Origin of the sequence: Providencia rustigianii (genome assembly GCF_900637755.1) — a bacterium.
In the GTDB taxonomy this organism is placed as follows: domain Bacteria; phylum Pseudomonadota; class Gammaproteobacteria; order Enterobacterales; family Enterobacteriaceae; genus Providencia; species Providencia rustigianii.
Window position 1 is genome coordinate 2,963,970 of record NZ_LR134396.1, and the last position, 19,402, is coordinate 2,983,371.

Annotated in this window: 19 protein-coding genes; 3 read left to right on the forward strand and 16 right to left on the reverse strand. The window is 43.6% G+C overall.

The features are described from left to right. Entirely contained in the window at positions 1–762 is a 762-nt protein-coding gene (gene miaE, locus EL244_RS13590) for a tRNA isopentenyl-2-thiomethyl-A-37 hydroxylase MiaE (protein ID WP_006815222.1), read from the forward strand. A 74-nt stretch (positions 763–836) separates the two neighbouring features. On the opposite strand, the gene rpoS is transcribed toward miaE, so the two are convergent. The 15 genes from rpoS to cysJ all read right to left on the reverse strand — a co-directional run bounded on the left by rpoS (position 837) and on the right by cysJ (position 16,446). Then, complete coding sequence (gene rpoS, locus EL244_RS13595; protein WP_006815223.1) at positions 837–1,823, reverse strand: RNA polymerase sigma factor RpoS; 987 nt, start codon at positions 1,821–1,823, stop codon at positions 837–839. Between the two features lie 54 nt (positions 1,824–1,877). Then, positions 1,878–2,939 (reverse strand): murein hydrolase activator NlpD, encoded by a 1,062-nt coding sequence (gene nlpD, locus EL244_RS13600; RefSeq protein ID WP_126461579.1) that lies wholly within the window; start codon positions 2,937–2,939, stop codon positions 1,878–1,880. 328 nt (positions 2,940–3,267) lie between these two features. After that, the gene (locus EL244_RS13605) at positions 3,268–3,894 is read right to left on the reverse strand and encodes a protein-L-isoaspartate(D-aspartate) O-methyltransferase (protein WP_006815226.1); all 627 of its coding nucleotides are present in this window, start codon (positions 3,892–3,894) and stop codon (positions 3,268–3,270) included. Further along, positions 3,891–4,652 (reverse strand): 5'/3'-nucleotidase SurE, encoded by a 762-nt coding sequence (gene surE / locus EL244_RS13610; RefSeq protein ID WP_006815227.1) that lies wholly within the window; start codon positions 4,650–4,652, stop codon positions 3,891–3,893. The genes EL244_RS13605 and surE overlap by 4 nt, the downstream gene beginning before the upstream one ends. Then, entirely contained in the window at positions 4,630–5,679 is a 1,050-nt protein-coding gene (truD, locus tag EL244_RS13615; protein ID WP_112837303.1) for a tRNA pseudouridine(13) synthase TruD, read from the reverse strand. The genes surE and truD overlap by 23 nt, the downstream gene beginning before the upstream one ends. Further along, entirely contained in the window at positions 5,645–6,157 is a 513-nt protein-coding gene (ispF, locus tag EL244_RS13620) for a 2-C-methyl-D-erythritol 2,4-cyclodiphosphate synthase (protein ID WP_006815229.1), read from the reverse strand. Before ispF ends, truD begins: the two co-directional genes overlap by 35 nt. Positions 6,158–6,166: 9 nt before the next feature. Continuing rightward, positions 6,167–6,895 carry a 2-C-methyl-D-erythritol 4-phosphate cytidylyltransferase gene (ispD, locus tag EL244_RS13625; RefSeq protein ID WP_126461582.1) on the reverse strand — a complete coding sequence of 243 codons (729 nt, stop codon included), beginning with the start codon at positions 6,893–6,895 and terminating at the stop codon, positions 6,167–6,169. Between the two features lie 60 nt (positions 6,896–6,955). Beyond that, a complete protein-coding gene (ftsB, locus tag EL244_RS13630) occupies positions 6,956–7,252 on the reverse strand; it encodes a cell division protein FtsB (RefSeq protein WP_006815231.1) in 297 nt (98 codons plus the stop codon). 160 nt (positions 7,253–7,412) lie between these two features. Continuing rightward, positions 7,413–8,021, reverse strand: a complete 609-nt coding sequence (gene cysC, locus EL244_RS13635; RefSeq protein WP_115164887.1) for an adenylyl-sulfate kinase — start codon at positions 8,019–8,021, stop codon at positions 7,413–7,415. Positions 8,022–8,025: 4 nt separating this feature from the next. Beyond that, positions 8,026–9,468 (reverse strand): sulfate adenylyltransferase subunit CysN, encoded by a 1,443-nt coding sequence (gene cysN, locus EL244_RS13640; protein ID WP_126461586.1) that lies wholly within the window; start codon positions 9,466–9,468, stop codon positions 8,026–8,028. Positions 9,469–9,491: 23 nt separating this feature from the next. Continuing rightward, positions 9,492–10,400: a sulfate adenylyltransferase subunit CysD gene (gene cysD, locus EL244_RS13645; protein ID WP_039855456.1), complete on the reverse strand. Its 909-nt coding sequence runs from the start codon at positions 10,398–10,400 to the stop codon at positions 9,492–9,494. Positions 10,401–10,414: 14 nt separating this feature from the next. After that, on the reverse strand, positions 10,415–11,827 hold the full coding sequence (cysG, locus tag EL244_RS13650; RefSeq protein ID WP_126461589.1) for a siroheme synthase CysG: 1,413 nt from the start codon (positions 11,825–11,827) through the stop codon (positions 10,415–10,417). A gap of 337 nt (positions 11,828–12,164) precedes the next feature. After that, a complete protein-coding gene (locus EL244_RS13655; RefSeq protein ID WP_126461592.1) occupies positions 12,165–12,899 on the reverse strand; it encodes a phosphoadenylyl-sulfate reductase in 735 nt (244 codons plus the stop codon). After that, positions 12,896–14,641 (reverse strand): assimilatory sulfite reductase (NADPH) hemoprotein subunit, encoded by a 1,746-nt coding sequence (gene cysI, locus EL244_RS13660; protein ID WP_126461595.1) that lies wholly within the window; start codon positions 14,639–14,641, stop codon positions 12,896–12,898. Before cysI ends, EL244_RS13655 begins: the two co-directional genes overlap by 4 nt. Next, entirely contained in the window at positions 14,641–16,446 is a 1,806-nt protein-coding gene (cysJ, locus tag EL244_RS13665) for an NADPH-dependent assimilatory sulfite reductase flavoprotein subunit (protein WP_126461609.1), read from the reverse strand. The genes cysI and cysJ overlap by 1 nt, the downstream gene beginning before the upstream one ends. Before the next feature lie 265 nt (positions 16,447–16,711). Between cysJ and queD the strand changes: the two genes are divergently transcribed. Further along, positions 16,712–17,074, forward strand: coding sequence for a 6-carboxytetrahydropterin synthase QueD (queD, locus tag EL244_RS13670; RefSeq protein WP_126461612.1), 363 nt, complete (start codon positions 16,712–16,714; stop codon positions 17,072–17,074). Between the two features lie 74 nt (positions 17,075–17,148). Here the strand turns inward: queD and queE are convergent, their stop codons facing one another. Further along, complete coding sequence (queE, locus tag EL244_RS13675; RefSeq protein ID WP_126461615.1) at positions 17,149–17,820, reverse strand: 7-carboxy-7-deazaguanine synthase QueE; 672 nt, start codon at positions 17,818–17,820, stop codon at positions 17,149–17,151. A gap of 177 nt (positions 17,821–17,997) precedes the next feature. Here queE and EL244_RS13680 point away from each other — a divergent pair, with 177 nt between their 5' ends. After that, entirely contained in the window at positions 17,998–19,365 is a 1,368-nt protein-coding gene (locus EL244_RS13680) for an amino acid permease (protein ID WP_039855206.1), read from the forward strand. The last annotated feature ends 37 nt before the right edge of the window (positions 19,366–19,402 follow it).

Below are 19,402 nucleotides of genomic sequence, written 5' to 3' on the forward strand. Positions count from 1 at the left end.
ATGGATGAGTACGCAGAACTTTTGGCACCGATTAAGCAATTTTTGCATTGTGAAACCCCGAATGCGTGGATCCACAAAGCAAGTCAGCCTGAAAATCTGCCCATTATCTTAAAAGACCATCTACTGTGCGAATTAAAAGCTGCGCAAAGTGCCATGTTTTTGATCCGTAAATATGCCGTAGATAAAGAAAGTGCCGCCATTCTTTTAGAATGGTTTAAGCCTTATGAGTCTTTTGCTTATGATCGAATTGGTGATGTTCACACGCTAAAAAATAAAAATCAGGTTTCCAAACATATTTTGGCGAAGAAAAACTCCCCCTATAGCCAAGATTTAATTGATAAAATGGTGCTATTGATTAAAGAAGAATTGCACCATTTCTACCAAGTATTGGAAATTATGCATGAACGAAATATTCCTTACGATGGGATCAGCGCAGGTCGCTATGCTAAGGGGCTATTCAGCCATTTAGATCCTCGTGACCCTAAAACTCTCGTCGATAAGCTGATTATTGGTGCCTATATTGAGGCGCGTTCGTGTGAACGTTTTGCAAAATTAGCGCCTCATTTAGATGAACAGTTAGCGAGTTTTTATACCTCTCTATTACGTTCTGAAGCCCGACATTATCAAGATTATCTTCAGCTAGCTCAATTAGTTAGCAAAACAGATATCTCAGAACGAGTCAAATTCTACGGAGAAATCGAAGCGCAATTAATCTTAGCCCCTGATGATGATTTCAAGTTTCACAGTGGTGTACCCGTTTAATTGATTCACACATTATAATAGAAAAACCCCTGTTATCGATGACAACAGGGGTTTTAGATTCAAACACAGCAGTTCTACATATTGAATAACGCTTCCAGCGTTAATTCCTCACCTTGTAAAATATCTTTAAGACGTCTTAAACCTTCGACCTGAATTTGACGAACTCTTTCACGTGTGAGCCCAATTTCGCGCCCAACTTCTTCCAGAGTCTCCGCTTCATAGCCTAATAATCCAAACCGACGCGCTAAAACTTCCCGCTGTTTCGGATTTAATTCATATAACCACTTAACAATATTTTCTTTTAAGTCGTTATCTTGGATCGTGTTCTCAGGTCCTGAATCATTATCATCAGATAATACTTCAAGCAATGACTTCTCTGAATCCCCTGCAATCGGCGTATCAACGGAAGTAATACGCTCATTTAGGCGCAACATTCGGCTGACATCTTCAACAGGTTTATCTAATTGCTCAGCTATCTCTTCTGGGCTTGGTTCATGATCCAGCTTTTGGGCTAATTCACGTGCCGTACGAAGGTAGATATTGAGTTCTTTAACAATATGAATCGGAAGGCGAATAGTACGGGTTTGGTTCATTATGGCGCGTTCAATCGTTTGACGGATCCACCATGTTGCGTAAGTTGAAAAACGGAATCCCTTCTCGGGATCAAATTTTTCTACTGCACGAATCAAACCTAGATTTCCTTCCTCTATCAGATCGAGTAAGGCTAGTCCTCGATTATTATAACGACGAGAAATTTTTACGACTAAACGAAGGTTGCTTTCTATCATACGCTGACGCGATGCGATATCACCACGAAGCGCTCGACGAGCATAGAAAACTTCTTCCTCTGCTGTGAGGAGCGGAGAGAATCCAATTTCACTGAGATAAATTTGGGTTGCGTCCAAAACACGTTGACTCGTGCTTTGGAGTAAGTCCGTTTCTTCATCCTGCTCGGAAACTAGATCCTCTTCTTTAAATTGACTCTCATCAAATGCGTCATCCATCGCATTTTCATCGAGGTCATTATACAACTCGTTAACTTTCAGCGAACTTTGGCTCATCAGTCACTCCGACCCAAGATAATGAGGACGGAATGTGAAAGCACTCCGCCCAGTTTATCGCTGCGGTAAGTAGCGCAACGGGTTTACTGATTTTCCCTTGTAACGAATTTCAAAATGTAAGCGAACCGAACTTGTACCGGTGCTACCCATCGTGGCTATTTTTTGACCTTCAGCAACATCCTGTTGGTCGCGCACAAGCAATGTATCATTGTGTGCATAAGCACTTAAGTAGTCATCGTTATGTTTTATTATTATAAGATTTCCATATCCACGCAGTGCGTTGCCTGCGTATACAACTTTACCTGGAGCAGACGCTATGACCGACTGGCCACGAGTACCTGCGATATCAACACCCTTGTTCCCGCCTTGTGAATCAGAGAAGCCTTCAATCATCTTCCCATCAGCAGGCCAACGCCATTTTATCGACGAGTTATTGGTGCTACTTCCAGTTGCTGCGGTTGTTGTAGTCGTAGTTGGGCTAGTTGTTGTCGTAGAAACCGTTGATGCTGGTTTCTTATTATTTGGCAACATCTTACCTGAACTTTGCCCACTACTATTTTCAGGATACCCACTAGTTGGTTGAAGATCAACCGCTCTCTGCTGACTATTTGATGCCAATTGTGTGTTCGAGTTCACATTTGTATTACCAATATTTATCACCTGACCAACATTTAAGCTATAAGGCTCCGAAATATTGTTTTTCGATGCTAACTCACGGAAATCATTACCCGTTAGATAGGCGATATAAAATAATGTGTCTCCACGCTGAACGGTATAAGTATTCCCGTTATAGCTACCTTTTGGAATACTTCCATAATCACGATTATAAACAATACGACCTTCACCGTTAGTCGACACAGTGCGAGAAGCTGAATTCCCCATCGAGCCATTAGAGGACAAATTAGGTCTGTCTGAAGGCATCGCCGTACTCATTCCGTTATTAGACGGAGAACTAGGTACAGTTCTTGATGCTGATTGCTGGCTAGAACCACCATCATTCACACTCGAAATCGGTGCTGCTGGATGATATGGCGTAGAACATCCCGCTAATAAAGCACCGCTAAATGAAAAGATAACCGCCCATCGAATTTTACTTATAGGGCTAACAATTTTCATATTTCTTCTCCCGTGAAGAAAAGTCTGACCTGAAGCTAAAGGACTAAATGCAAATAATGCCTAATAGATATAGGTATCTTAAAATATTTCGCTTATTAAAGCAGAAATATAAAATAATGGACAAGTTAAATGTATCAAAAATATAACAAATTGAGATTATCACTTAACCATGTGGGCGAGATCATCCCATTTAAATAGGTAAAATATCATATTAAGAGTAATTCAAATATCATTAGGCTAGATAAACTCATCAATAAACGGCTATTGGTGACGTTTATTTTCAAGGTGACTCTAGCCCGTTAGACATCAGATTTGAATTAATGATTTATCAGCTTAGATCGCCGGCAATCAGGGGGACAAAACGGACTTTTTCGATGACATTAGTGTGATAATCGTTACCGCGACGAGTAATCAACTTCAGCGCCTGATCTTTATCACCTACAGGCAATACTAACCGCCCACCGTCTTTCAATTGGCTCAACAGTAATGAAGGAATTTCGCTAGGTGCGGCTGTCACAATGATGCCATCAAAAGGACCTTTTGACAGCCAGCCTTCCCAGCCATCACCGTGACGAGTTGAAATGTTGTGTAAATCGAGCAACTTAAAGCGACGCTTAGCTGTCCACTGTAAGCTTTTCACCCTTTCGACTGAATAAACATGCTCTGCAAGGTGAGCAAGCACCGCCGTTTGGTATCCCGACCCTGTCCCGATTTCCAGAATATGATCTGTTGGTTTAACTGAGAGTAAGGCGGTCATTTTGGCAACAATGTAAGGTTGTGAAATGGTTTGCCCATGACCAATCGGTAATGGGATATTGTCATAGGCTTTATGAGATAGCGCTTCATCAACGAATCGTTCACGTGGAACGAGCGCGAGAGCGTCTAATAGGCGCTCATCGTGAATTCCCTGTTGGCGAAGTTGTACCAGCAGTTCTTTCATGAGCCCAATTTTCATTTTACCTTCACTCCTGACTTATCTAACCACTCTTCCACTACAGACTGAGCCTTATAGGATGTCAGGTCTACCTGCAATGGGGTAATTGATACATAACCATTTTGTACCGCTTCAAAGTCTGTTCCCGGTCCCGCGTCACGAATTTCACCTACAGGTCCCAACCAATACAGCATGTTTCCACGAGGATCTTCGAGATTATAAACCTCTGATGCGGCATGACGGCTACCACAGCGGGTCACTCTGATGCCTTTAATTTCATCATAAGGAATATCCGGTACATTGATATTCAAGATATTTCCTGCTCGTAGTGGATTTTTTTGCAGCATTTTCAGAACATCGCTGGTGACCTTAGCTGCCGTTTCATAATGCACATCACCATCTAAAGAAACCGCAATCGAAGGCAAGCCTAAATGACGTCCTTCCGTGGCTGCCGCTACCGTCCCGGAATAAATAACATCGTCCCCTAAATTCGGGCCACAGTTGATACCGGAAACTACAATATCAGGGCGTGGACGCACGACTTTATTCACGCCGATGTAGACACAGTCTGTCGGTGTTCCCTCTTGAACTGCCAAATCACCATTCTCTAATGTTTGAATTTTCAGAGGTTTATCTAATGTTAATGCATTTGAGGCACCACTACGATTGCGGTCAGGCGCAATCACTTGCACATCATAAGATTTGCGCAATTCAGCAGCCAATGTTTGAATTCCCGGTGCAGTAACACCATCGTCATTACTCAATAATATTTTCAGCATCAACACAATCCTGATTGATAATTTCTCGCACTACGCTGGTCGCAAAGCTACCGGAATTAAGAAAAAATTGTAATTTCACGGTAGACGCATCCAGCCACTGCCATTGTAAATTTTGAGGCTTGATAAGCACCGCTCTTCTTGCTGGCGAAACGCGTTCACTTTTCATTAATGCCATAAACGGCTGATAACTTTCCAAGCATTGAGTTTCAAAAGCAAGCGCATCGTCTTGAGTTCCTAGCTCACCATCACCCGGAAGTGGCGCAGTCACACTGAGCTCCGAGGATTCAACTCTTCCCTGTAATGCCGCTAACTCTTCTGCGGTTGCGACAAACCAACTTCCACGCCCAGTCAATTGAAGTGCATCCCCCAACATGACATTCTGAGCGCTGTTGCTTTCAATTCTTGCACTGGCAACTTCATTAAACATAGCACTACGCGCGGCAGACAGGTAAAAACTGCGCTTATTTCTTTCTCGCACATTAATTTCTTGGTTTGCCCAACGACGTGCTTGCACCAAGTTTTGCCCACCACGGCCAAAACGTTGCTCCCCAAAATAGTTGGGTACGCCAAACTCTGCCACTTTTTGTAGCCTGAGTTCCACATCATCTGAATTCGAAATATCTCGCAACGTGATTTCGAATTGATTCCCTTTTAGGGCGCCAATACGCAATTTACGTTTCTGTCTCGTCACCGCTAATACGCGACAACCTTCCAATTGCCACAGTGCAAAATTGGGCGTTTCTTTCCCCGGCATTTGCAAACAAAACCACTGTTCGGTAACGGCATGCCGATCTTTCAATCCCGCATAACTAACCGCCCTTGCAGAAATTTTAGCAAACTTTGCCAATTGTTCCGCAACGAATAGTGTATTACATCCAATTTTTTCAACGCGAACCATCACATGTTCGCCGTCACCATCTAACTCAAAACCGAGGTCTTCTTTAACCACGAAATCTTCAGGAATACTTTTTAAAACCCCTGAAGAGAGAGGTTTACCATGCAGGTACTGAACATTCATAACTTTCATTACTATTATCTTTGATGAGTAGAACGACCGCTGCGCAAGCAATCCCTTCTTTACGACCGACAAAACCTAGCTGTTCTGTGGTGGTGGCTTTGACATTGACGTCATCCATATGGCATTCAAGGTCTTCTGCAATATTGACGCGCATTTGCGGGATATGAGGTAGCATTTTTGGCGCTTGTGCCATAATCGTCACATCGATATTACCGATCAAATAGCCTTTTTTGCGCACTTGGCAAAAGGCTTCTCTCAATAAAATACGGCTATCGGCACCTTTGTACGCAGGATCGGTATCTGGGAATAATTTACCGATATCGCCTAATGCGGCTGCGCCTAAAATTGCATCAGTAATGGCGTGCAATACTACGTCACCATCCGAATGAGCGATAAGTCCTTGTTCGTAAGGAACTCTTACACCACCGATCACTATCGGGCCTTCACCACCAAATTTGTGTACATCAAAACCGTGTCCGATTCTCATTTTTTTTCCTTATGATTTCATTCTTGAAAGATAAAACTCCGCAAGAGCCAAATCTTCAGGTCTGGTGACCTTTAAGTTATCGGCTCGTCCTGCGATTAACATAGGTTGATAACCACAATGTTCAAGCGCAGAAGCTTCATCGGTGATCACGGCATTCTCTTTCAAGGCTTTATCTAGACAGTCACGTAATAACAATAATGGGAAAAATTGCGGCGTTAATGCATGCCAAAGCGCATCTCGTTCAACGGTATGAGAAATATTTTTCCCTCCGCTTACCCCGCGTTTCATCGTGTCGCGGACAGGTATCGCTAATATTCCACCACAACAATCACGTTGGGTTGCTAGCTGGATAATCGTGTTTAAGTCATCTTGGTGAAGACATGGGCGAGCGGCATCATGCACTAATACCCAAGCATTCATACAATCGGGTTGCTTAGCAAGGTAGTTCAACCCCGCTAAAACAGAATTGGCTCGCTCTTTTCCTCCAATAACGGTAATTACTCGAGGATCTTTAGCGATTTCAAGGTGCTGAAAATAATCGTCTTCCGCACTCAATGCAACCACAATACGCTGCACGTGGGGATTACGTAGCAAGGTATCAATGGTGTGTTCAATAATGGTTTTCCCTGCCACAGTGAGATATTGCTTTGGGCAGTCCGCATTCATGCGGCTGCCCACGCCAGCAGCGGGAATGAGTGCCACAATGGAAGTGGCGCTTGAACTTATTGGATTTGTCATTATTCGAATCTTACATCAGAAATTATCAGGCTCATGGGTATCGCCCATCCAACATGATGATTATTGGGATGAGGGTGGGTTGGCGCGCTCTTTGACCATTCGATAGAATGATTCCCCAGGTTTTACCATGCCTAATTCGCTACGTGCGCGTTCTTCAATAGCATCCTGACCATCATTCAAATCATTGATTTCAGCAAATAGCTGCTCATTACGCTGTTTTAAGCGCGAATTGACAATCTCCTGTGCGGCAACGTCATCCTTAACTTTGACATAATCATGAATGCCATTTTTACCTAACCATAAGGAATATTGTAACCATGCTAATATCGCAATTAATAGTAGCGTTAATTTACCCATTCTGCCCCCTGAAATGATTTGCTAATCATCCCATAACTGAGCGCGTGACGCTACTGCGATGCATATATTGTCTTAAAAAGTCAGAATTGTTCGCGCTAGAAGAGATTAAATATCATCCAAATCTCCTTTAAATGTAGAAAAGGATGATATTTAAGTAAAATCAATTTAACTCTGGAATAATATTTTTCTGTTGAAGTAGACTCAAAACCTGCATCAGTAACGTGTCAATCGGTTGTTGACCATCGAGATGTAATTCCGGATTTTCTGGTGCTTGGTACGGGGAATCGATTCCTGTGAATTGTTGAATTTTCCCTGCTCGCGCTTGTTGATACAGGCCTTTAGGATCCCGTTGCTCGCAAATCGCAATTGGCGTATCCACATACAGTTCAAAAAATTGTTCTGGCTCGAACAATTCACGCACCTTTTGACGGTCAGATTGATAAGGGGAAATAAATGCTGTCGCAACAATTAAACCGGCATCAACCATTAATTTAGCAACCTCACCAATTCGGCGAATATTTTCTTGTCGATCCGCGTCACTAAACCCCAAATCACGACACAATCCATGGCGAATATTATCGCCATCCAATAAATACGTTTTAGCTCCCAGATTGGCTAGCTGACTTTCAACCGCTCCCGCTAGTGTTGATTTTCCTGAGCCTGATAGCCCCGTAAACCATAAAACAGCCCCTTGATGTCCATTGTGTTTTTCCCTTAATTCACGGGTTACAACATGCGGATGCCAAACTATTTGGTTAATCGAGTTCATGGCTTTATTTCCCACCTAACACATCTCTAGCGCCCCAATGTGGGAAATGTCGACGAATCAGCTGATTCAGTTCAATTTCAAACTGACTAAATTCGCTAGGGTAAACTTGATCAGAAGATTGAGGCTCACGAACTAACCCTGCTCCCACCGTGACATTTGTCAGTCGATCAATCAGGATCATTCCACCAGTATCGCCATTACTTTGGTAGTTTTCTAACAATAAAGGCTCATCAAAAGAAAACTCCACTAAGCCAATACCGTTCAACGGCAGCTCGGTCGCGACTTTTTGCGTCAAATTATTGACGTCCACTTGGTATTGAATATTTTCGACTTTACCGCGACTGCGTTTACCTGCAATTTTAATATCCAATTGTTGGCCTTGCACTAAAGGCTGCTCTGACATCCAAACCACATCAACCAACCCATGCTGGCTGGTTTGTAGGGTTTCATCTTCGGCGACAATCAAATCGCCACGGCTGATATCAATTTCATCGTTAAGTACTAGCGTGATAGCTTCTCCGGGCACTGCACTAGCAAGATCCCCGGAGAAAGTGACTATCTGCTTCACCGTTGAAACCACACCCGATGGCAACACTTTCACTTTTTGTCCGACGCGGATAATTCCCGAGGAAAGGGTTCCACTGTACCCACGGAAGTCTAAATTTGGGCGATTAACATATTGAACAGGGAAACGTAATGGCTGCTCTGCGGCTGTTTGAGTGACTTGTACACTTTCCAGTAACGAAAGTAGCGTTTCCCCCTGATACCAAGGTAAATGACGACTTGGGTTAACAATATTATCCCCATCCAGTGCAGAGATCGGGACAAACCAGACGTTTAAATCGACGGGAAGTTGCTGGGCAAAATGTTGATAATCTTGTTGGATTTTATCGAATACCTGCTGGCTATAATCCACCAAATCCATTTTATTTACCGCCACGATCAAATGACGAATACCGAGCAACGTACTAATAAAACTGTGGCGTCGAGTTTGTTCTTGTACCCCTTTTCGAGCATCGATCAACAAAATAGACAGCGAGCACGTTGAGGCTCCAGTTGCCATATTGCGGGTATATTGTTCATGCCCCGGCGTATCGGCAATAATAAATTTGCGTTTTTCCGTGGAAAAATAGCGGTAAGCCACATCGATGGTGATCCCCTGCTCTCGCTCAGCTGCTAAACCATCCACCAGCAAAGCCAGATCGAGCTTCTCACCCTGTGTTCCAATTCGTTTACTGTCACTTTGTAAAACCGAAAGTTGGTCTTGATAAATCTGTTGTGTGTCATGGAGTAAACGCCCGATGAGTGTACTTTTCCCATCATCCACATTGCCACAGGTTAAAAAGCGTAAAAGCCCTTTATGCTGTTGAGCCAGTAAATATGCTTCAACCCCACCTTGCTGCTGTATCTGCTGGGCGATAGTGTCGTTATAAGCCAGTTCAGCCATGATATTGCTCCTTAACCCTGTGATTAAAAATAACCTTGGCGCTTTTTTTGCTCCATGGAGGCGGATTGGTCGCTATCAATTAAACGCCCTTGGCGCTCACTGGTTGTGGACAGCAACATCTCTTCAATAATTTCTGGTAGTGTTTGTGCATTCGAACGCACCGCCCCCGTTAGCGGCCAACAGCCCAGGGTTCTAAAGCGCACATTCTTCTTGGCGATCACTTCTCCCGGCTTTAGTTCAATACGCGCATCATCGACCATGATTAATGTGCCATCGCGTTCCAGCACAGGGCGTTCTTTTGCAAAATAGAGCGGAACAATATCAATATTTTCTAAATAGATATATTGCCAAATATCGAGTTCCGTCCAGTTAGAGAGAGGGAAAACGCGAATACTTTCCCCTTTATTAATTTGGCCGTTGTAGTTGTGCCACAGTTCAGGGCGCTGATTTTTAGGATCCCAACGATGGGCGCGATCACGGAAAGAGTAAATTCGCTCTTTGGCTCGTGACTTTTCTTCATCGCGCCTTGCACCACCAAACGCCGCATCAAAACCGTATTTATCCAACGCTTGTTTTAATCCTTCTGTTTTCATGATGTCTGTGTGCTTGGCGCTACCATGAACAAATGGATTTATACCGAGGCGTTCCCCTTCCGGATTTCGATGAATTAACAGTTCAAAACCGTATTTTTCTGCCGTTGCATCACGAAATTGGTACATTTCACGAAATTTCCATCCGGTATCCACATGCAATAATGGGAATGGAATTTTCCCCGGATAGAATGCTTTGCGTGCAAGATGCAGCATGACCGAAGAGTCTTTTCCAATTGAATACAACATCACAGGGTTAGTAAATTCGGCAGCAACCTCCCGAATAATATGAATACTTTCCGCTTCTAATTGCTGTAGGTGGGTTAATGTTTTTTCGTTCACCATATACTCCTCGATTAAGCCAATTCCAGCACGGCTGAGCGCCATTGGATGGTTTCTGATTGCGGACCAAACCACGCAAGCTGTTGATGTAATGCAGCGACTTCACCAATGACGATGAGAGCGGGAGCCGGTGCTTGTAATGTTAAGGACTCCAATTCGTACAATTGTCCGGTGACCACCTTTTGCTCTTGGCGAGTACCACAACCAATGACGGCAACGGGAGTTTCTCGATGGCGACCATACTGAATAAGTTGTTGGCGTATATTGGCCGCGGTGACTGTTCCCATATAGATCGCCAACGTTTGATTACTGCGCGCCAATGCTTGCCAGTCCAATTCAGCGCCTTCGCTGCGGCAATGCCCTGTAATAAAGGTAATACTTTGCGCATGCTCACGATGAGTCAGCGGAATTCCTGCATAAGCCGCGGCACCAATCGCTGCGGTTATTCCGGGAACGACTTGGAATGGGATCCCCGCTTGCGCTGCTACTTGTAACTCTTCACCACCCCGCCCAAAAATAAAGGGATCGCCACCTTTTAAGCGCACCACTTTTTTGCCCTGCTGCGCATATTTCACAATCAATTGGTTGGTTTCTTCTTGGGAAACACTGTGATTTCCAGCTCGTTTTCCCACACAAATTTTATCGGCATCACGGCGAACCAAATCGAGAATGTCGGCACTGACTAAATGGTCATACAGCACCACATCGGCACTTTGTAATACCCTCAAGCCTTTCAATGTTAATAATCCCGCATCTCCAGGTCCTGCGCCCACTAACACTAACTCTCCTTGGCTATCCGCCTCAGAAAGCTGTTTCTCAAGTTGCTGCTCGGCTTCACTCAGTTGCCCACTTTCCACAAGGGAGGCAAACCGCCCACTAAAACTGTGCTCCCAGAAACGCTTGCGCTCTCTTAATCCTGTTAAGCTTTGCTTGACTCGCTGACGCCAACGACCAGCAATTTCTGCCATTTTGCCTAGTGATGGCGGTAACATGGCTTCCAGTTTTTCACGAATTAATTTGGCTAAAACAGGGGCTGTCCCACCAGATGAAATGGCAATGACCACTGGCGAACGATCAATAATTGATGGCACGATAAATGAACACAGCGGCTGATCATCCACAACATTGACAAAAATTCGTCGTTGCTGCGCATCATGAAAAACTTTCTCATTCAAAGCCTGATCATCCGTTGCGGCAATCACCAAATAAGCCTCATCAAGATGCTCTGGTTGATATGGAGCTTGTAACCATTCCAACTGCTGTTGCTGATAAGCGGTTTGCAATGACTCACATAACTCAATGGAAACCACCACCAGCGATGCATGCGCTTTGAGTAGAAGCTCAGCTTTGCGTTCAGCCACATGCCCACCACCGATTAGCACGACTTTGCGATCACGTAAATTCACAAATAAGGGTAAGTAATCCATATATCACTTCCATCTGACTTTTTAATTATAAGCGTATTGAAATTGACTATATGGCTTGAATGAGCGCCTTTGAAATGACAAAAAGGCATGAATAGGAACGGAAAGGCATAAGCTAAATAAAATCGATAAAATCACGTAAATCAGGCTTATTTTCAGTAAAACAAACATGATTTGATAATAAAAAACCAATAATTAATAATAAAAAACAGTAAAGGGATACTTTTGTTTTAAATAAAAGTATCCCTTTGTTATTACACAAATAAATTTGATTTCTATTTATTAGTAAAGCAAGTAACTAATTATTTTAATGAAATACTCAAAATTTCATTAACAGATTTTAATTCTCATGAAGCCCGCATTCGCGCTTTAAGCCAAAGAATCTCGTTTCTTCCTCACTCATTCCGGGTTCCCACGGTCGACTGGTATGTGTATCACCGACAGATAAATACCCTTTTTCCCATAATGGGTGATAAGGCAAATTATGCTGGGTGAAATACTGATAAACATCCTTATTGTTCCAATCAATCACGGGTAAAATTTTGAAAATTCCGCGCCCTATATTGAGCACAGGTAACGATGAGCGGCTCGTAGATTGCTCCCGTCTCAATCCCGAAAACCAGCTTTGGGCATGCAACTCTCTTAATGCTCGTTCCATTGGCTCCACTTTATTAAGTTGGTTGTAGCGTTCAATGCCTTCAACACCCTGAGTCCATAATTGCCCATAGACTGCTTCTTGCCATGCGGGAGTGAGTGGAGCGCGATACACTTTAAGGTTTAAATTTAACCGCTCAGTCAGTTGCTCAATAAATTGGTAAGTTTCAGGGAATAGATAGCCAGTATCCGTTAAAATCACCGGAATATTGGGTATCACTTGGGTCACTAAATGTAAGGTGAGCGCCCCCTGAATCCCAAAGCTGGAAGATAAAACAAATTCTTCCGGTAAATGATCTACCGCCCATTCGATCCGCTGGGTGGCATTCATTAATTCCAGCTGTTGATTGAAATTAGCTAAATACGCAGTTTGCTCTGATGGTGCTAACGCTTGAATTTGCGCTAATTGAAGTCGGCTCATACCGCCTCCTTAACCTCATAGAAATCCACCGCAGAATTCATCACCGGCTTGATCACGTCTACGCGGATTAAAAAATCCCCGAAGCCTTCCCTAGACTGGCGCTCAACAGCCCAGCGTCCAATTAAGGTGTCCAAAATTGAGAGAATTTCTGCGCTCGTAATATTTTCTTTGTACATCCGTGGAATACGGGTTCCAATACGGTTACCGCCAAGATGTAAGTTATATCGGTCATTGGCTTTACCCACCAGCCCGACTTCCGCTAGCATGGCGCGCCCACAGCCATTCGGGCATCCCGTGATCCGCAGAACAATATGCTCATCAGCCACTTGATGCGCCGCCATTATAGTGTCAATTTGCGTCGTAAATTCAGGTAAAAAGCGTTCGGCTTCCGCCATGGCTAATGGGCACGTTGGGAAAGAAACACATGCCATCGAATTTTCCCGCTGGCGAGTCACTGACGGGCTCATTAATCCATGGGCTTGGGCTATCTGCTCAATCGCCACTTTATCTTCTTCGGCGATACCTGCCACAATTAAGTTTTGATTGGCGGTTAAGCGAAAATCACCTTTGTGGATCTTAGCAATCTCAGCAACCCCCGTTTTTAACGGTTTATCCGCCAGATCAACCAAACGACCATTTTCCACAAATAAGGTTAAATGCCAGCGGTTATCAATGCCTTTTAACCAGCCAATTTGATCCCCTCGATGGGTAAATTGATAGGGGCGAATCGGTTCAAACGTTACCCCTGAACGTCGCTCAACTTCCTGCTTAAATACATCGACACCAACACGTTCAAGGGTGTATTTGGTTTTGGCATTTTTCCGTTCGGTACGGTTTCCCCAATCTCGCTGGGTCGTTACAATGGCTTCGGCTATCGCTAAGGTTTTCTCCAGTGGGATAAAACCAAATTCACTGGCTAAACGTGGATAAGTATTGGTATCCCCATGCGTCATGGCTAAACCGCCACCCACCAACACATTAAATCCAACCAATTGCCCCTGATCGGCAATAGCAACAAAATTCATATCATTGGCGTGAAGATCCACATCATTAAGCGGTGGGATCACGACCGTGGTTTTGAATTTTCTTGGCAGATACGTTTCCCCGAGAATGGGCTCTTCATCTGTGGTGACGATTTTTTCTTTATCTAGCCAAATTTCAGCATAAGCGGTGGTTCGCGGTAATAAATGCTCTGAGATTTTTTTTGCCCATTCATAGGCTTGCTGATGTAACTCCGACTGCACCGGATTTGAGGTACATAGAACGTTACGGTTCACATCATTTGCCGTTGCTAACGCATCCAATCCAACCTGACTGAGCATTTGATGAGCTGGTTTCACATCCCCTTTCAAGATGCCATGAAATTGGAATGTCTGCCGGTTAGTAATGCGAATGCTGCCATACAGAGTTTGTTCAGTAGCAAATTTATCAATATCGAGCCACTGCTTGGGGCTAATAATTCCCCCCGGTAAGCGGCAGCGCAGCATCATGGCATGGCGAGGTTCTAATTTTTGTTCCGCACGTTCGGCACGAATATCGCGATCATCCTGCTGATACATGCCATGAAAGCGAATGAGTAAAAAGTTGTCACCCTCAAAGCCACCCGTTAAACCGTTTTTCAGGTCCTCTTTGATGGTGCCTCGCAAATAGTTACTTTGCTGTTTCATGCGCTCGCTGTCTGCGAGTTTTCCCTCAACCACTAACGGTGGGTTGGACGCATCTGTTTTATATTGATTGCTCATTAATAAACATCCCTCTGATAACGGCGCATTACACGCAGCTCACTTAAAAAATCATCCGCCAGCTCTTCATCCATGTGACCGTGTTCGCTGATGATATCCAATAACGCTTGTTCGACATCTTTTGCCATGCGATTGGCATCGCCACACACATAAATATGCGCGCCTTCTTGTAGCCAATCCCATACCTCTCGACCTTGTTCACGTAGCTTATCTTGGACATACACTTTATGTGTTTGATCCCGAGACCACGCCAACGAAATCTGCGTCAGTAAACCGTCTTTAACGTAGCGCTGCCATTCCACTTGATATAAAAAATCATCCACAAAATGAGGGTTACCAAAGAACAGCCAATTTTTGCCTTCACCGCCGTCATTATCTCGCTGCTGTAAGAATGCACGGAATGGTGCGATTCCAGTTCCTGGGCCAATCATGATAACGGGCGTATTAGGGTCGGTTGGTAAACGGAAATTATCATTGTGTTCGATAAACACGCGCAGTTCGTGACCTTCATTTAGGCGATCAGCTAAGAATCCTGATGCTCCCCCGGTTCTTGGACGACCATCAATCTCATAACGAACAACCCCCACCGTGGCATGTACTTCATCAGGCACTTCCGCTTGCGAAGAGGAAATTGAATATAGACGAGGGGTTAATGGGCGCAGAATATCGATAAATTCTTGAGCCTTTGGCTGAGCGGCTGCTTGTCGAAGCATATCGGCGATCGGTGTAGTTTGTGCATATTGCATCATCGCGGATTTATCGCTAATTAATGCCAGTAAGTTGTCATCTTTAGAAAGTTGCGCATATTTTTCCACAATCAAGTGGGTGTTTTGAGTTAGCTCTAACTGGTACGTTAACGCATCACGCAAGGAATGACGTTGCTGACCAATAAAAACCTCTTCATTTCCTTTCAGCCATAGCAACTCAATCACTTCATCGACTAAGACGGGGTCATTATCGAACCAAACGCCCAGCGCATCTCCGGGCTGATAGCGTAACCCAGAATCCCCTAAATCAATTTCAATATGGCGAACATCTTTATCCGAACCACGCCCGGTAATTTTTTGGTTGTTTAATAAGGTCGCCGTCAGTGGCGCCGTTTTTGTATAAGGGGAGGAATCTAGCTGATTGATACTGCCAGACTGTGCGCTCACTAACTGACTTTCAGATTGAGCGGGCACTCTGGCTTTGAGAATGTGAGTCAGTTCATCAAGCCATGCATTTGCTACCGCTTGATATTCCACATCTGCGTCAACTCGAGCCAATAATGGACTAGCACCCAATTGCGCTAATTGCGTATCGAAGTCTTTACCTGCTTGGCAAAAATGTTCGTAAGAAGAATCACCGAGTGAAAATACGGCATACTGGGTAGTTCCTAGATTTGGGGCTTTTTTCGAAAATAGGTATTTATGTAACGCAACAGCCTCTTCCGCAGGATCCCCTTCACCTTGGGTTGAAGCCACCACAATCAAGACTTTTTCTTGGTTAATCTGCTTGAATTTATAATCCCCAGCATTTACCAGATTGGCATTGATTTTTTCATTGATTAATCGCTCTCTGAGCTGTTCAGCTAAACGGCGAGCATTCCCCGTTTGGGATGCCGAGATAATTGTCACGGTCTCTTGAGGGGGAATAATAGCTTGAGCTTGTTCACTAACGCCATTATTTGGATTTACCATTCCCCATAAATAACCCGATAACCACGCAAGTTGATGAGTAGAAAAATCCCCCACGACAGTTTGTAAACGTCCCAATTGTTCAGTAGAAATCGGTAATGCCGATAATGGAGGTTGCTTGTTTTGCATTTATTTTGTCACTCCAACGTGATCCGTCATTGAATAGCCTAAAAGTAAAATCAAAACCTTTATCTATTCCATATATTGATAAAGGTTATAACAGCTATTGGCAGGAATATAAGAAACTCTAGCCATAACTAATAGCTAAAAATCCTAAAGAAAATATTCGATGATGAATATCTATTAAAAAGGTTAATAAGAAATCGATAAATAACGACATATTGAATGAAAATAACAGTAGAATACGCTACTAAATATGAGTAAGGAGAAACTTATGAGCACAACTATCTATAAAGATTTTCAATTCGAAGCCGCCCACAAACTTCCACATGTTCCTGCGGGTCATAAATGTGGCCGCCTACATGGTCATTCTTTCATGGTGCGCTTAGAAATTACCGGAGACGTTGATGCTCATACCGGATGGATTATCGACTTCGCTGATGTGAAAAGTGCCTTTAAACCTATCTATGAGCGACTAGATCATCATTATCTGAATGAGATTGAAGGGTTAGAAAATCCAACCAGTGAAGTATTATCTCGCTGGATTTGGCAACAAGTTAAACCGCTGCTGCCATTATTAAGCGCAGTAACCGTTCAAGAAACCTGTAATGCCGGCTGCGTTTATCGTGGTGAATAATTTATTGCGATAAATAATATGCAATAAGTTTATCTAGCTGTGGGGGAGACCGACAGCTAGATAATGCAGTTCGGCTATTGAATATTTAAATATTTGTGCGTTTGAATGGATAAACGCCAATTACGTTGAATACAGGTATCAATACATAATTTTGTCGCCGATACTTTTTGGCTAATGGGCTGTAATGCTACGATGAGAGGCGCATTATTTGTTCGTCTTGCTAATAATTGGTCAAGAGCTTCAATGTCTTTTTCTCTGGCAACTGGATGCTTTATTTCATTAGCACGATCTACCGCTTGGTTCAGTACTTTCAATCCCCCTTTCATCCCTACTTTTGGCGATACCGTGACCCACGTTTTTTCCGTGCAGAGAATAGGATAAGTTCCGCTGGTTTCAATTTGACATTGAAAACCATTGGTTTCTAGTGTCTTTGTTAATGGGTTTAAATCGTAAATACAAGGTTCTCCCCCCGTAATCACAATATGCTTCGCCGTATAACCACTTTGCTGCATTAACTGAATTAAAGCTTCAGCATCTGCCATCGCCCATAAATCATTATCTTGTGTCTTTAACGCAATATCACCCAATGTGGATTCCTTTGCGGGTTCCTTATCCCAGGTCTGTTTGGTATCACACCAGCTACATCCGACTGGGCAGCCCTGCAAGCGGATAAATACCGCAGGAACTCCGGTAAAAACGCCTTCTCCCTGCAACGTTTGAAAGATTTCATTAATTGGGTATTTCATATCGCTCCTAAAATGATCCATTTGGCGTACATTATATTGCAGATATCTATCTCACGGGCAATGCACTTTGTGATAATCTAGTCGACTTGCACTCAAGAAAGTTCGTCAATTAAATCAACGAAACCGAAACAATATTCGGTACCATATTTAGTGATAACGACAAAGACAGGAAAAGACATGCAAAGTAGTGAACAAAATCAACTCAGAAAGGGACTGAGTGTTCGGCACATTCGCTTTATGGCTTTAGGGTCAGCGATTGGTACCGGTCTATTCTATGGTTCTGCTTCCGCGATCCAAGCGGCAGGCCCCGCTGTATTAATCGCCTATATGCTCGGCGGCGCAGCCGTGTTTATGGTCATGCGCGCACTTGGTGAAATGGCAGTCCATCATCCTGTTCCTGGGTCTTTCTCTCACTATGCGAGCCATTATATGGGGCCGCTTGCTGGTTTCTTAACCGGCTGGAACTATGTGTTTGAAATGCTGGTCGTCTGTTTAGCGGATATTACCGCCTTTGGGATGTATATGGGATTTTGGTTTCCCCATGTCGACCAATGGATTTGGGTACTAAGTATCGTGCTATTTATTGGCGCTCTCAATTTATGCCACGTTAAAATCTTTGGTGAGATGGAGTTCTGGCTTTCGATTATTAAAGTCAGTGCGATTATTGCCATGATTATCGGTGGTGCTTTCTTAATGTTCTATGGCTTTGGGCAAGAGACTGACCATGCGGTAGGCATTCAAAATCTGTGGGAACATGGCGGTTTCATGCCAAATGGCATTGAAGGAGTGATAGCTTCATTAGCTATTGTCATGTTTGCATTTGGTGGTATTGAAGTCATCGGTATCACCGCGAGTGAAGCGCAAGATCCTGAAAAAACCATTCCTAAAGCCATCAACGCAGTACCTATTCGAATTTTATTATTCTATGGGCTAACACTGTTTATCCTGATGTCTATCTACCCATGGAATCAAATTGGACAAAATGGTAGTCCATTTGTCCAAATCTTCGATAGCCTTGGGATTCAATCTGCGGCAAATATCTTAAATGTCGTGGTGATCACGGCGGCCGTCTCTGCTATCAACAGCGATATTTTTGGTGCAGGTCGTATGATGTATGGTATGGCTCAAGATGGGCAAGCACCAAAAGTCTTCACTAAATTGACCAAAAATGGTGTGCCTTGGGTCACCGTTGTTGTGATGTCAGTAATTATGCTGTTAGGTGTTTACCTCAACTATCTGCTGCCAGAAAAAATCTTTGTGATCATTGCGTCGATTGCAACTTTCGCAACAGTTTGGGTATGGTTGATGATCCTACTTTCTCACGTCGCTATGCGCTTAAAGATGAGCAAGGAAGAAGTGAAAAATATCAAGTTTCCGATGCCTTTCTGGCCTATCGGACCAGCGATTACCATCGCGTTCATGGTATTTGTTATCGCACTATTAGGCTTCTTTGAAAATACGCAAGTTGCATTGATTGTGGGAGTTGTCTGGGTGGCTCTGCTCAGTATTGCTTTCTATGCCATGCGTTATTACCAAAAACGTTAAATAGAAACTGGCAATACAATAAAATGCCCTATACCTG